This window comes from Arthrobacter sp. NPDC056727, from assembly GCF_042790555.1.
Classification (GTDB): domain Bacteria; phylum Actinomycetota; class Actinomycetes; order Actinomycetales; family Micrococcaceae; genus Arthrobacter.
Map to the genome: position 1 here is coordinate 1 of NZ_JBHTZA010000039.1, position 14393 is coordinate 14393.

Sequence of the window (14393 nt, forward strand, 5' to 3'; positions counted from 1 at the left end):
TCCCACCCCGCGAACCACCAGCTGTGCCCCCGCTCCCCCCCGGATCCGGCCCCCCAACTGTACGTTCGCGCTTGTCTTCACGGGGTGGAGTCCCAGGTTCCCGATGCCCGGCGGCGTAGCCGCCCCTGCAATGTTGCCCTGACCTTCTCAAGAACGAAGGGCTTCTCGCCGTCGAGATCGTCCTTGAATATCCTGAGCTCCGTCCATCCGAGACGCTCCGTGAGTTCCTGCCGCTTCCTGTCACGTTCGGCCTGAACCGGATCCGAGTGGTGGCCGCCGTCGTACTGCAGTGCGAGGCAGTGTTCCGGATAGGCGGCGTCCGGCCACACCGCCGGCTGGCCCCAGGTGTTGCGGATGATGTAGTTCAGAACCGGTTCGCCGAGCTTCGTGCGGGCAAGAATGAGCCGCATTCTGGTCTCTTGCGGCGAGTCGGCCCCAACGCGGATCTCGGGGAGAGCCAGCCGTGCCGTCTTGATTCCCCGCATGCCGGGGTGTGCAGCCACCATTCGCTGAAGGGCGTCAACCGTTGTCAGCGGAGCCCGCGGCACCGGGAACTCGGGCCCGTGCGCAACCACCGCAGAATCACCGGCGGCGATCAGTTCGTCAACGGTGAGCAGGCCTGCGAGGTCGAGCCAGGTCCTTGCCGGCGAGGTGACCCGGACGCCGTCGTGGATCACCACTTCGCCTGGTTTGAACGTCATGCGGTGACCCACGACGTTTCGCCGGCGCGGCTTGCTGCCGCCTCGCTCACGCGCAACGTGGATTCGCCAATCCTCCTGCATCCAGCCGGGAAGGCCATAACCCCAGATCCGGGCCCCGCAGTGGTGGGTCAGCGTGGAGGCGTCATGCGAGGCGGTGTAGGCGCGCAGGTTAGCGGCGGTGGTGGCTTCTCCTCCGAGTGGAACGCGGATCCCGCGCGAGGGCATGGCCAGGTCCGGTTGCCGCTGGCGTTTCCGGGAAATACCCCGAGCAGCGGCGTCGGAAGTTGTGAACGATCCCGCCGCCAGATCCTGGGGCAGTTCTGAGAGACCCATGCTCCAGTGTGTACCGGGCAGATGCACGTCCGGAGGTTATCCACAGGGGCAAACGGCGAGCAACGCGCGAACGTACACTTGTGGCCCCAAATTCACCGGGAATTGGGGCCACAAGTGTACGTTCGCGCTCCGGGGCGGGGCCACAACTGTACGTTCGCGCTAGGCGGCGGGGGAGGTGCGCTTGATGAGGGCCTTGATGCGGTCGCGGAGTTTGCGGGCCACCTGGTAGGCGGCGTAGCGGGGACGGTTGATGGGCAGGTCCCACGTACCGGGGTAGGAGATTTCACGGCCGCCGAACGACTTCTTGAACGCGGTGAACCCTGCCCACTTGTGGCCGGGCTGGTCGGCCGGGGCCACACCCCAGAGGTCCACGTGCTTCAGCCCCTTCTCCTGGGCGTCCGCCATGAGCGTCACCAGGAGAGGGATGCCCGCGCTGAGCTTGCGGTGGGTGTCGTCCATCGCGGCGTGGGCGTACGTCCGGGTGTCCGCAGAGTCGTAGGCCAGTGCTGCCGCCACCGGGCCGCCATGCAGGTCGGCGATGAAGAGCGTCGCGGCGCCGGCGGGCATCAGGGACTCCGCCACCCGCGTCAGGTACTCGTCGCTTTGCGGCTTGAAGCCGTTCCGCCGCGCCGTCATGTGCAGGAAATTCAGGAGCACCCGGATGTCCTCGGGATCCTGCGTGGTGCGGAAAGTGACGCCCTTCTTGTGGATGTTCCGGTACAGGTTGCGGTTGACCGGCTTCATCCCGGCCAGGACGTCCTTGAAGTCCCGGTCCAGGTCCAGGATCCAGCTGAGTTCGGGCTGCTGGTTCACCGGGGCGGGCTGCAGGCCGCGGTTCCGCAGCTCCGCCGGCGCCGTCTCCGGATCAAGGCCGGCCGTCACCGGCTCGATCCGGATAAAGACCGCACCACAGGACGTCGCCAGTGCACGGAGGGCCGCCAGTGCGGCGTCGAACGCCTCAACTGACTCGGCCACCGGACCGTAGGGCGCATACAGCACCTTGCCGGCCGGGTTCTTCTCCTCGATGGCCAGGAAGCTCCAGCCCGGACCGGACTGCCGGTGAACGTGGCGTCCCAGCGACCTCTGGAAATCCTCCCAGGCCTTGGTTTGCAGGAAGTACTCCACAGCGTTCAGGCCTTCATGGATGTGGTCACGGCAAAGGCTACGGCGTTCTCCGTGGACCCGGACACCGGATGGACGTTGACGGGGTTGTCCGACGCCGGGAGGAAGGCACTTGCGCCGCGTCCCAGCTGCAGGTCGCCCTTCGGGGAATCCAGGTACACGGAACCGGCGACGACGATGATCACCGCGGCACCCGACTGTGCCAGCGGAACCGGTGAACCGTCCGGCTGCAGCTCGATCCGCTGGAGCTGAAACTCGCGGAAGGGCGGGCAGTACAGTTCCTGCCCAAGATCGGTGGTCTCCCGCTGGAGCATGGGGACGTCCACAGACTCGAACCTGAGGGTGTCAAGCAACTCGGGAATGTCGATGAACTTGGGTGTCAGTCCGCCGCGGAGCACGTTGTCCGAGGAAGCCATCACCTCGACACCCAGCCCGTGAAGGTAGGCGTGGACTTTGCCTGCCGGGAGGTAGACGGCCTGGCCGGGTTCCAGGGACAGCCGGTTGAGCAGCAGGGAGATGAGCACACCGGGATCGCCGGGGTATTCGCTGTTGAGGCTCAGCACCGTGGACAGTTCACGCTGGTAGGGCGCCATGGGGGCTCCGGCGGTCAGCACGTCGACCACTCGCGCCGTCGCTTCCCGGACGTCCTCGCCGCCGGCGATGAGCCGTTCGAAAGCCGAACGAAGCGCCGCGGCCTCGTCGGACTGGGAGAGGTCCTCGATGACCCCCTTCAGCAACTGTGGAACACCATCCCCGGGAAGTTCCAGGCAGCCGGCCAGGTGCAGGAAGATATCGCGGGACTTCTCCGGGTCCCGGAAGCCGCACAGTGACTCGAAGGGTGTCAGCGCGAAGATCATCTCGGGTTTGTGGTTATCGTCGTGGTAATTGCGGTTCGCCGCGTGGGCCGGGATGCCGGCGGCGTTTTCGCGGGCGTAGCCGGCCTTCGCCTGCTCAAGGCTCGGGTGAACCTGCAGGGACAGCGGCTTCGCCGAGGCGAGGATCTTGGCCAGGAACGGAAGCCGCGGACCGAACTCGGCCACCGAAGCTGCCCCGAGGAAATGCTCGGGGTCCTCGGCGATGAGTGCGTCCAGGGGCGTCCTGGTGCCATCCGGCCGGAGGGCCACCGACGGCGAGTCGGGATGGGCGCCCATCCACAGCTCGGCTTCAGGGCCGCCGGACTGCGGCCGGCCGAGCAGGTCAGCGATCGCCGTCGTAGATCCCCAGGCATATGGCCGCAGGACATTGTCTATCTGGTACACGCCTGGTGTTCCCCCTCTTTACTGTAGGTATTGCTCAAAGCGGTGCGCACTGGCCGTTGGTGGCCACGAGGTCGCGGATGGCCTGCTCGTTGCCCTCCCGCTTCAGCTGGTTCAGCATGGCTTCCGTAATCGGTTCGCCCTCCGGCGTGGTGGTCACCGGCGTGAAGTCCGACGACGACGACGGTGACGGTGCGGGGGTGGTCGCCGGAAGGCCGGCCAGGGGACCTGCTGCCGCGCCCGCGGCGGACAGCCCGCTGCCGGGCACGGAACGCGGCTGCAGCAGGGTGTCCTCCGGCGCGGCGGCCGGCGACGAATCGGAACTTGCCGAAGCCAGCAGCTTTTTGACCCGGTCATGGATGATGTCGAAGTCGGGCACCGTGGAGAAGGACGCCTCGAAGTCCGGCGGCCCGATGGTGAGCCGCTTGACGTCCTTGCCCTTGGCCTTCATGGCGAGGTCCACGAAACTGCCGAGCTGGCTCGAAGAGATGTTGGACTCCACCACCTTGGTGCCGGCGTTGGCGATGTCCTCGAATTTGGCCAGCAGCGTTGCGGGGTCCAGCTGTTTCAGCATGGCCTGCTGGACGCACTGCTGCCGCTGGATCCGGGCGTAATCGTCCACGAACTCCCGTGACCGGCCGTACCAGAGGGCATGGTAGCCGTCCAGCTTCTGGTCGCCGGCCGGAATCCAGCCCAGGGGCATGCCGTGGATGCCGTTTGCCTCGTCGATCATGTCGCCGCTGATGGGGACCCAGCCGCCGGCCTTGATCCGGATGCCGCCCATCGCGTCAATAAGCTTCGCGAAGCCATCCATGTCCACCAGGACGTACGCCTGCACCGTAATCCCAAGCGTGCCCGACACCGCCTCCAGGGTTGCCTGCGCTCCGGGATCGGCCACTCCGGGGTAGAGGTCCTTGTGCTTGTTGGTGACCTCGGTGTTGATGGCGTTGATGAGGCATTCGTCGCCGCAGTTGTAGCCGTCCGGATAGATCTTCCGCATCGGTGAACCCTCGCTGAACCGGGCGTTCTGCAGGTTGCGCGGCACCGAGATGATGGCCGTCTGGCCGGATTTGGCGTCGACGCTGAGCACGGACAGGCTGTCGGGGCGCCGGCCGGTGCGGTCGGCACCGGCGTCGCCGCCCATCATGAGGAAGTTGTACCGGCCGTCCACGGGGGCGATGGCCGGTCCGTTGGCGTTGAAGATGCTGCCAATGGCATTGCGGCTGACGTTCAGCAGGTAGGCCGCGTAGCCAAGGGATCCGCTGCTGAGCACCATCGCAAGGACAAGCGCAATCACGACGGCGGGGCGCATCCGGGTGGGCAGCAGCACCGGCCGGATGAGCCTGAGGGTGTTGACGAAGAGCAGCAGCCACCCCACGGCCATCGCGGCCAGGACCAGGACGATGAGCAGCGAGGCAATCGGATTGGTGATGATGTTGATCAACAGGGTCCGGTTGGTGAACAGCAGTACCAGGGCAAGGGCCGCAAGCAGCCAGGCGCTGAGCGTCACGCGCAGGGCGATCCGGCCAATCTTGCGGTCCCCGGCCACGATCTGGGCGCTCCCGGGCACCAGCAGCGTGAGCAGGATCAGCAGGAACGCGCGCTTGGTCCGGACAGGTTCGGCAGCGCTCGACGGGTTGCGGACGGGATCCGTCAGGGGGCCCTGGGACGGCAGTTCAGTGTTGGACATGGCAGATCCCTATCGGCTGCTCCGCAGAGCCACGTTTGCGTCGGAGAAGACTTCGTTGACTTTTTGGCGCAGGTTGGCGCCCTTGCGGCTCGCCACATCGTTCAGTTCCTGGGCGAACTCCAGGAGCTGCGTTCGGAGGCGGGCGGAGAGGTCATCGGTGCCGGACGCCAGCATGCGGACGGCGAGCAGGCCCGCGTTCCGGGCCCCGGCGATGGAGACCGTGGCCACCGGAACGCCGGCGGGCATCTGCACGATGGAGAGCAGGGAATCCATGCCGTCCAGGGTCTTGAGCGGGACCGGAACACCGATCACCGGCAGGGGAGTGACGGAGGCCAGCATGCCCGGCAGGTGCGCGGCGCCGCCGGCGCCGGCAATGATCACGCGCAGGCCGCGCTCGTGCGCCGTCTGCCCGTAGCGGATCATCTCGGTGGGCATGCGGTGGGCGGAAACAACATCCGCCTCGAACGGAATGCCGAACTCAGCAAGGGCGTCAGCGGCGGCCTCCATGACGGGCCAGTCCGAGTCGGAGCCCATGACGAGGCCTACGAGGGGGGCCGGGGCGCCGGCTTCCGGGGCTGCAGCGGTTTCGGGGCTCATGGGGTCTCCTCGGTGGTGCCTGTTGCCGCGGCCGGCAGCCTGCCGTCGCGGATGATGCTTGCCACGGTGGTGGCGCGCTGCCGGAGGGAGTCAACGTCCGCAGCGGACGCCCCCACCAGGTTCACGTGGCCGATCTTTCGGCCCGGGCGCACGGACTTGCCGTAGCAGTGGACCTTGGCGGCCGGTTCTGTCGCCAGCGCCGCCGGGAAAGCGGAGAAGAGGTCCTGGTTGTCGCCGCCGAGGAAGTTCTTCATCACGGCGACCTGGCCCAGTACGTCCGTTGCGCCAAGCGGCAGGTTCAGGACCGCCCGCAGGTGCTGTTCGAACTGGCTGGTGACGGAGCCGTCCTGCGTCCAGTGGCCCGTGTTGTGGGGCCGCATGGCCAGTTCGTTGATCAGGAAGCCGGCGCCGCTGCCGGGCGTCTCGAACATCTCCACGGCCATGACGCCGGTGACACCGAGTTCATTGGCGATCCGAAGCGCAGCCTCTTCGGCGGCCGCGGCCACCTCAACGGAAATATTCTGTGCCGGGGCGATCACTTCGTCGCAGACGCCGTCCACCTGGATGGTGTGGACCACGGGCCAGGCGCGGGACGCCCCGTCCGGGGTGCGGGCCACGAGCGCAGAGAGTTCGCGGCTGAACTCCACCTTGGCCTCGGCGAGGAGCGGGCTCATCGCCTCGAACCAGTCGGCGGTCTCTGCGGCCTCCTCGGGGGAGCCGACGATGCGCACGCCCTTCCCGTCGTAGCCGCCCCGCGGGGTTTTGAGCACCACGGGCCAGCCGATCCGGTCCCCGAAGCTGACCAGCGCGGCGACGTCGTCCACCGCGGCCCACTCGGGGTTCGGCAGTTCGAGCCGGTCGATGGCTGCGCGCATGACCAGTTTGTCCTGGGCGTTGACCAGCGCTTCCGGGCGGGGCTGGACGTTAACCCCGGCCTCGATCAGGGCATAGAGGTGGTCGCCCGGGACATGCTCGTGGTCGAAGGTCATCACGTCCAGTCCCTTGGAGAATTCCATCAGGGCTGCGAGGTCCTTGTAGTCGCCCACGGGGGCCTGGGGGACGGCGGAGACCGCGGATACGTCTTCGCCTTCAACCAAAATACGGAGTTCAAAGCCCAGGGCGGTGGCGGCCGGGGCCATCATGCGCGCAAGCTGGCCGCCGCCAACCACGCCGATTACTGGAAAAGTCACATGTTCCAGCCTACCGAAAAGGAGCGCAGTTGCCGTCTTTCATGGCTGTGAAGCGCCCCGAGCCGCCCGATTTTGGTGACTCGGCTCCTTCCTCGGCCGTGCATCGCGGGCCCGCTTTTGAGGATACTCCCGGCAAACGGGGCTAAAATGGGAGCTTGGCCCAACGGCCCCCAGTATTCACACGGCCACGGAGGGTCATGATTAACACACTTGCAGAGCGCATCCGGGGACTCGCCTCGCTTTTCTGGCGCGAGGTGGCGAAGTTCGGTGCCGTGGGCGGTGTGGCATTTGTCATTGACAACGGGCTGACGTACTACCTGATGCACGGACCCATGACGGACAGCGAGGCTAAGGCCCGCTTTGTGGGTGCCACCGTTGCCACCGTGTTCTCCTGGATCGCCAACCGCCTTTGGACGTTCCGGCACCGGCGCCAGGCCAACGTGCTGCGGGAATTCCTGATGTTCATCCTCATCAACGGCATCGGCATCGGCATCTCCACCGGGTTCACGGCGCTGGCAAAGTATTCGCTGGGCGTCACCGATAAGAACATGCTCTTCGCCGCAGGCGTCGTGGGAATTCTCGTGGCCACGGTCGTCCGCTTCTTTGCCTACCGGTTCCTCGTGTTCAACCAGGAACTGGACCAGGAGCCGGAGTTCTCACACGACCACGAGATTATCGAAGTGCACCACCACTCCGCCCAGCCGGCGGAGCGCGTGTTGGAACCGGACGTGGATGACCCCGAGCGCCCCGTCAGGCCCAACTAGCGCCAGAACACCAGCCAGCGCCCAAGCGACGGGCGTGATTCACTCGCCGTGGATGCGCTCGGCGGCGAGAAGCTTTTCCGTCAGCTCCACGTCACCGTGGACCAGGACCACCGAGCCGTCACTCTTCCACGCACCAAGGGCGTTGGACAGTGCCGCCTCGAGGCCGTCGGCCGCGCGCACCAGGAGCCTCGCGCTCGGCTCGTGGCCGGCGGCAAACTCCGCCAGGAGGGCGTCGTGCCGGACGGCCTCACCGTTCGGGCCGCGGACCGCGGCAGCCCCCGGGTCGGGATCGTTGTGCGCCATGAAGACGTCTCCGTGGGAGCGGACCTCCGCGGCGTAGTCGAGAACCCCCGCGGGCAAGTCACCGGGCCACCGCATGGCCAGCGCCGGCAGCGGAACGGCAACGACGGCGTCGAATCCGTCCTCCGCTGAGTCAGGCTCGGACGTGGCAAGCAGGTCCGCATCGTCGGAGCCAAGCACCACCTCCATGCCCAGCTGCCAGGCGGCAAGGGCCCAGATGATGGATTTCCAGTGCGCGGGCAGGTCCAGCCGCAGCCGCATTCCGGGCCCGGCGTCGAGCTCGTCCTGGAGCAGGTTGCTGGTCTTTGCGACCCAGTTGTCCAGCACGCGGCCAGAGAGTTCCACCCGCTCGGCGTCGGGCCCGTACCAGGTCAGGCGCGGTGAGGTGGAGTGGCCCGAGCGCAGGGCCGTCATCAGATCAGTGGCCGGGATGTTCATGGCTTCATCTTGCCACGCCTGAGCGAGTGATCTCCGGCACAACAGTTTGTAACGTTGTTTGCCTTAATGCCCCGGGCGGCGGAAGAATTGCCGGAATTGCACGCGCGCGGAAACAGATACTAAGGTTGCTGTCAAATTTCGGGCGGGCTCCGTCCGGCGGAAGAAAATAAGTCCCGGGCGTGGCGCGCCTGCTGATCCGCCCGGGCATTGATTATTATTCCGTCGCGGCTTGACTCCCCACTACTTACACACGTGTAATTAGGTATTGAAAAGCCGCGGCGAACATTCAGGAACACCAGATAGTCTCCTGATTCGCCGGGCTGGGGGCCGCACTACTCAGGAGGGGACGCCATGGGGCAAGCGGAGCGTATGCATGATGATGCTGTAGTGGCCGGCCAGGCCACAGCAAGGTACCGGTCTCGGGGAGTGCCCAGCGACTGGTACGTGGATCCGGCTGATCCGGACGCCGCAGAGCGGTACAACCAGGACACATCTGCTTCTTTGCAGGATCAGGCCACTGCGTTCCTGGCCCAGCATGATGCCTTTCAGAATGAGTCCCTCCTGGCTGGGCGGCCGGAGCAGGACGAGGACGATCTTGATCCCCCCATGGAGATCCGCAACCCGGCACCCTCCACGCTGGCCCAGCCGGTGTGGATCGGGCTGCCCCTGGGGCAGGACTTCGACGACGAAGGCGAGCTCGGGTGGCAGACCGACGCCCTGTGCGCCCAGACGGATCCGGAAGCTTTTTTCCCGGAAAAAGGCGGTTCCACGCGGGACGCCAAGAAAGTCTGCGGAGCGTGCAGCGTGCGGTCGCAGTGCTTGGAGTACGCATTGGCTAATGACGAACGGTTCGGGATTTGGGGTGGCCTCTCCGAGCGTGAGCGCCGACGGCTGAGGAAGCGAGCGGTCTAATTCTTCAGGAAGTACATGTCACTGCCGTTGTGGTAGCCCACAACGGCAGTGATTATTTGCCCAGGACACTTTCGGCGCTGGCCGCTCAGACCCGGCCGGCGGACGCCGTGATCGGGGTGGATACCGGCTCGCAGGACAACTCGGCTGCGCTCCTGCAGCGTGCCGTCGGCGATGCCAGCGTCATCACCGTCAATAACGGCAGGACCGGGATGGGCGCCGCCGTGCGGGCAGGCCTGGCCGCCCTGGCGCCGTGGAACCCGCGCGGCACGAAAGACCAGTCCGAATGGATCTGGCTGCTGCACGATGATGCAGCCCCTGGACCCGAGGCGCTTGCCGAACTGCTGCACGCCGTGGAGCGTGCCCCGTCCGTCACGGTCGCGGGCTGCAAGCAACTGGACTGGAACGCCAAGCGCCGCCTGATCGACGTCGGGCTTTCCACCAGCCGCTGGGCCGAACGGCTCACGCTGATAGAGGCCGACGAGCTCGACCAGGGCCAGTACGACGGACGTTCCGACACCTTCGCCGTCAACTCCGCCGGCATGCTGGTCAGACGGGACATCTGGGAACACCTCAAAGGCTTTGACCCGGCACTTCCCGGCACCGGCGACGACGTCGACTTCTGCTGGCGGAACCGGCTGGCCGGACACCGGGTGGTGGTGGTTCCCAGCGCCAGGATGTTCCACGTTTCCCACCGTCCGCACGCCCTTGGCACGGCCTCCGCCGCGCGCCGGGCGCAGGTGCACCTGCGGCTCAAGCACGCCCCGCTGTGGGCGTTGCCGCTGCATGCTGTCGGCGCCCTGCTCGGGAGCCTCCTCCGGCTGGTCTTCAGCATCGCGGTGAAGGACCCCGGGTACGGCTTTTCGCAGCTTGTGGCCACCGCCGCGGCCCTCGCCAGGCCCGCCGCGCTCGCCCGGGGGCGTCGTAACGCTGCCCGGACCCGCCGCATCCGCCGCTCGGTGGTCAAGGCACTGCAGACTGAACGGCGCGAAGTGTGGGCGCACCGGCGCTCCCTGATGGAAGCCCTGGGCGCGGACGACGCGCGGGCCTCCGAGGACAGCAATGATCCGCTGGAGGAACAGCCCAGCGGCGATTCGACGAACGACTTTGCGGCCCTGACCACCAACGAGCGGGGCTGGGTGGGCAACGGTGCCGTCGCGGCCGTGGTCCTCGCCGCCGCGGCGTCCTTCGCCGGCCTGGCCGCACTTTTCCAGGCAGACGCCGCAGCAGGCGGAGCGCTGCTGCCGGTCTCAGCCCGGCTGGAGGACATCTGGCACCATGCCTCCAGCTGGTGGATAGGACTGGGCGCAGGACTTCCCGGGCACGGCGACCCTTTCGACTACGTCGTCTGGATCCTCGGCCTGCTCGGCGGAGGCAACGCAAACGGCGCCGTCATCTGGCTGCTACTGCTGGCCATGCCGCTCTCCGGCCTCACTGCCTGGTTCGCTTCCGGCGCCCTGACCTCCTACCGCCGCTTCCGGCTGGCCGCCGCCCTGGTCTGGGCAGCGGCGCCTGCCCTGCAGGTGGCCGTCAATCAAGGCCGGGTCGGAGCCCTGCTCGCCCACCTCATGGTGCCGCTGCTGGTCCTCGCGCTGCTGCGGGCAACCGGCTCCGCCTTCGGACGCGGCCGCTTCGCCCCGGTTCCGGCCGGGAGCCCCGCCGACCAGCCGCCGGCCAAGCCCGGAGTGAACGGCACGCCATCGTGGACAGCAGCTGCAGCCGCCGGACTGGCGCTGGCCGTCATCACGGCCGCCGCGCCGTCGCTCCTGCTGCCGGCCGCCGTCGTGATCATTGTCCTGGGCCTGCTGCTGCGGAAGCGCGGACGCACCCTCTGGTGGGCCCTGCTGCCGAGCGCTGCGCTGTTCGTGCCGTTTGCCCTGTCCACCATCGACCGGCCCCGGGCGCTGCTGGCTGACCCCGGGCTGCCCCTGCCCTTCGAGGCCGCTCCGGTGTGGCAGCAGATCCTGGGCCAGCCGCTCAGTTTCAGCCCCGCCGGCGGTCTCTCCGGGCTGGCATTCTTTCCCGCGGGACCCGTCCCGTGGGCGCTGCTGCTGGCCCTCCTGATCGGGGCACCGCTGCTGGCGCTGGCCATAACCGCGCTCTTTGTGCCGTTCCGCGTCCACGCCGACCGCCGCGGCGGCATTGCCGGGGCCCTCTGGGCGGCGGCGCTGCTCGCGCTGGCGGGTGGTTGGCTGGCGGCCCACGTGGCCACCGGGGCCGGCGCGCAGGCCCTCGTGGTCCCGTTCACCGGTCCGGCCGTCTCCGCCGCCGTGTTCGCGCTGCTCGGAGCGGCCATCATCGGAGGCGACGGCCTCCTGACGCTTGCGGGCTCCGGAACAGACAGCCCTGTCCGTGCCCGTGGAGTGCGCGGCGCTGCCGTGGCCCGCGGCGCTGCGGCCCTGGGGCTGGTGCTGCTGCTCGCCGGACCGCTGGCGGGGCTTGCGGCGTGGACGGTGCAGAACGTGGTGCAGCCGGCCGATGCCGCGGTGCACGCCGACACGGCAGCCCTCGGGACGCCCCGGCTCGTGGGGGCCACGGACCCGCGGATGCTGCCCGCCACTGCGGTGGACCGCGGGGAGGGGCCGGAGCAGACCCGGACGCTGCTGATCAGCACCGGCGAGGACGGAACGTACAGTGCCACCCTCGTGCGCGGAAGCGGCACCACACTGGACAGCCTCTCCACCATCGCGGCCGCACGGGACATACTGGGCGCCCCCGGGCAGGAATCGGTCCGCGACGACGACGAGGTCACCGCCGGACTGCGCACCACCGTCGCCACCCTGGTGGCTGCCCGCGGCGTCGATCCGCGGCCCGAACTGGAGCGGCTCGGCGTCGGATTCATCGTCCTGCGCGCCGCAGACACGGCAGCACAGCTGACCGCCAGCCGGATGGACGCGGTTCCCGGGCTGACAGCCGTGGGCCCCACCGACGCCGGCTGGCTGTGGCGGGTGACACCGCTGAACGACGCCGTCCTGCAGCCCGCCGACGTCGCCCACCGTGTGCGCATCGTCGACAGTAAAGGCGCCACCATCGGGCTGGTCCCGTCGGACCTGGCCGGCGCCCAGGCCGCGGTCCCCAAGGGTCCTGAAGGACGGCTGCTGGTGCTCGCCGAGCGGGCCGATCCCGGCTGGACCGCATGGCTCGACGGCCGCAAACTGACGTCCACCACCTCCGGCTGGTCCCAGGCCTTCACACTGCCTCCGCAGGCGGGCCAGGTGACGGTCCGGTACGAAAGCCCCTGGGCGCTCTGGTCCGGCATCCTCCAGGCCGCTGTCGTCGGCCTGACGGTCCTGCTGGCGCTGCCTATGCCGGCACGGCGCCCCAACACCGGCCTGTCCAGGGACGAAGGCTCCCTGCGTAAGGAATACCAGAATGCATGAGGAAGAGAACGACGGCGGGACGCCCGGGAAGCCGGGCAGTGGCCCGGCAGCCGGGGCTACTGAGAGCAAGCCTGCCGGAGGCGCCGCTGCCGGAAGCAGGGCTTCCGGCGGCCGGTCCGGCGGGGCCAGCCGCATTGCAGGCCGCCGCGGGGCCGTGGCCGGGCTGCTGTCCGGAGCCGTCGTCCTTGCCGCAGCCGGGGGGCTGGTTGCTGCAACAGCGCTGGCGCCGCAGCCGTCGGCGGCCAGACCGCTTGATGTGGCCGAAGCGGCTGTGCCGGCCGGAAGCGTCCAGGATGTCTGCCCTGCACCGGCGCGGCTCCTCGAAGGAACGCCGGTGGGGACCGATCCGCAGTTCAGCCCCGTATCCGCCACGGCCAGCAGTTCCGTGTCCGCTCTGGTGGTCAGCTCCGCGGGCGGCAGCCTTCCCGGCAGCGCGCTGTCCGCCCTGAAGGGATCCGAACTGCAGCGGATTGCCAAGGCGCCCGGCTCGGCGACGGCCCCCGCAGGCTCCTCCGGATTGCTCGCCGGGGCCCTTGAGGGGGAAAGCGTGGACGACGTCAGCGTGCTGTCCGCGGACGCCCTGGCCAACCGCCAGCCGGCGGCGGCAGCACTCATGGCCTACACGGCGACTGACGGTGACCTGCAGGGTTCGGCGGCAGCGTCCTGCCAGGCGCCGTCGAACGACCTATGGCTCAGCGGGGCCAACACCGCCGTTGGCCGCAGCAGCGTCCTCAACCTCACCAACGCTTCCACCACGCCCGCAACGGTGAACCTCGAGCTGTACGGGAAGGCGGGCCAGGTCAAGGCCTCGGGCAGCCGCGGCCTGCTGGTGGGCCCGAAGTCGACGCGCTCCATCGTCCTGGCCGGCCTGGCGCCCGGTGAGGAGCGGCTGAGTGTGCACGTGCGAAGCTCCGGCGGCCCTGTCAGCGGCTTCATCCAGCAGAGCGTGCTGCGCGGGCTGACCTCCGGCGGCGTCGACTTCATCGCGCCCGGCATATCCGCGGCTCCCTCGCAGGTGATGACAGGCATCGACATCCAGGACGCCGGGGACGTGAAGTCACTGGCCGGCGAGTCCGGTTTTGACGACGCCGGCCCTTCACTGCAGCTCACCGTTCCCGGCCCGTCGGACGCCGTGGTGGAGGTCAAGCTGTTTGGCCGGGCCGGCCAGCAGGCACTCCCGGGCGGAGGCGTCGTTACCGCCAAGGCCGGAACCGTCACCGAGATCCCGTTGTCCGGCGTTCCTGCAGGCCAGTACACCGTTTCGGCCACGTCGGATGTCAACATCGTGGCCGCCGCGCGCGTGAGCCGGGGCCTGAAGGCCAGCCAGAGCCTGGACTTCGCATGGTCGCCCGCCACGGCCCAGCTGGGCAGCCAGCACGTGGTCCCGTTACCCCAGGGCGGGGAACGGCTGCTGGTTTTCGGAGCACTGGATGACAGGGCCACCATTTCCTATACGCCGATTACGGCCGACGGGAAACTCCGTACCGCAGCCACCGCGGACATCGCCGCCGGCACCACCACCGCCCTCAAGGCAGCCGACAAGATCGGGAACTCGGCCGTCGTCGGCTACCTGGTGTCAGCCTCCGGCGGAGCGGCCTACGGCACGGTGCTGCTGGAGCGGGAAGGCCGGAACGACATCTCCACCGTGGCCATCGCCCCGGGCGCAGAGGGGCAGGAAAAAGTGCCGGTGACGCTGGGCTACTAGCCGGGGAC

The 14393-nt window shown here is 68.4% G+C and carries 11 protein-coding genes; 4 read left to right on the plus strand and 7 right to left on the minus strand.

The annotated features are described in order from the left end of the window. Positions 1 to 77: 77 nt before the first annotated feature. The 6 genes from ACFRAH_RS23160 to ACFRAH_RS23185 all read right to left on the minus strand — a co-directional run bounded on the left by ACFRAH_RS23160 (position 78) and on the right by ACFRAH_RS23185 (position 6889). On the minus strand, positions 78 to 1034 hold the full coding sequence (locus ACFRAH_RS23160) for an endonuclease domain-containing protein (RefSeq protein ID WP_377993250.1): 957 nt from the start codon (positions 1032 to 1034) through the stop codon (positions 78 to 80). Positions 1035 to 1193: 159 nt separating this feature from the next. Further along, positions 1194 to 2159: a lipid II:glycine glycyltransferase FemX gene (locus ACFRAH_RS23165; protein WP_377993251.1), complete on the minus strand. Its 966-nt coding sequence runs from the start codon at positions 2157 to 2159 to the stop codon at positions 1194 to 1196. A 5-nt stretch (positions 2160 to 2164) separates the two neighbouring features. Further along, the gene (gene manA, locus ACFRAH_RS23170) at positions 2165 to 3415 is read right to left on the minus strand and encodes a mannose-6-phosphate isomerase, class I (protein ID WP_377993252.1); all 1251 of its coding nucleotides are present in this window, start codon (positions 3413 to 3415) and stop codon (positions 2165 to 2167) included. A gap of 34 nt (positions 3416 to 3449) precedes the next feature. Further along, positions 3450 to 5102 carry an LCP family protein gene (locus ACFRAH_RS23175; RefSeq protein WP_377993253.1) on the minus strand — a complete coding sequence of 551 codons (1653 nt, stop codon included), beginning with the start codon at positions 5100 to 5102 and terminating at the stop codon, positions 3450 to 3452. Positions 5103 to 5111: 9 nt separating this feature from the next. Next, positions 5112 to 5699 carry a 5-(carboxyamino)imidazole ribonucleotide mutase gene (gene purE / locus ACFRAH_RS23180; RefSeq protein WP_377993254.1) on the minus strand — a complete coding sequence of 196 codons (588 nt, stop codon included), beginning with the start codon at positions 5697 to 5699 and terminating at the stop codon, positions 5112 to 5114. Then, a complete protein-coding gene (locus ACFRAH_RS23185; protein ID WP_377993255.1) occupies positions 5696 to 6889 on the minus strand; it encodes a 5-(carboxyamino)imidazole ribonucleotide synthase in 1194 nt (397 codons plus the stop codon). Before ACFRAH_RS23185 ends, purE begins: the two co-directional genes overlap by 4 nt. Before the next feature lie 197 nt (positions 6890 to 7086). Between ACFRAH_RS23185 and ACFRAH_RS23190 the strand changes: the two genes are divergently transcribed. Further along, positions 7087 to 7653 (plus strand): GtrA family protein, encoded by a 567-nt coding sequence (locus ACFRAH_RS23190; protein WP_377993256.1) that lies wholly within the window; start codon positions 7087 to 7089, stop codon positions 7651 to 7653. Between the two features lie 39 nt (positions 7654 to 7692). Here the strand turns inward: ACFRAH_RS23190 and ACFRAH_RS23195 are convergent, their stop codons facing one another. Beyond that, complete coding sequence (locus tag ACFRAH_RS23195) at positions 7693 to 8391, minus strand: TIGR03089 family protein (RefSeq protein ID WP_377993257.1); 699 nt, start codon at positions 8389 to 8391, stop codon at positions 7693 to 7695. Positions 8392 to 8742: 351 nt separating this feature from the next. Between ACFRAH_RS23195 and ACFRAH_RS23200 the strand changes: the two genes are divergently transcribed. From ACFRAH_RS23200 to ACFRAH_RS23210, 3 genes are read left to right on the plus strand one after another with little or no spacing between them, the layout of a single operon-like run. After that, positions 8743 to 9303: a WhiB family transcriptional regulator gene (locus ACFRAH_RS23200; RefSeq protein ID WP_377993258.1), complete on the plus strand. Its 561-nt coding sequence runs from the start codon at positions 8743 to 8745 to the stop codon at positions 9301 to 9303. Positions 9304 to 9332: 29 nt separating this feature from the next. After that, entirely contained in the window at positions 9333 to 12680 is a 3348-nt protein-coding gene (locus ACFRAH_RS23205) for a glycosyltransferase (protein WP_377993259.1), read from the plus strand. Continuing rightward, positions 12673 to 14385 carry a DUF5719 family protein gene (locus tag ACFRAH_RS23210; RefSeq protein ID WP_377993260.1) on the plus strand — a complete coding sequence of 571 codons (1713 nt, stop codon included), beginning with the start codon at positions 12673 to 12675 and terminating at the stop codon, positions 14383 to 14385. Before ACFRAH_RS23205 ends, ACFRAH_RS23210 begins: the two co-directional genes overlap by 8 nt. Positions 14386 to 14393: the final 8 nt, after the last annotated feature.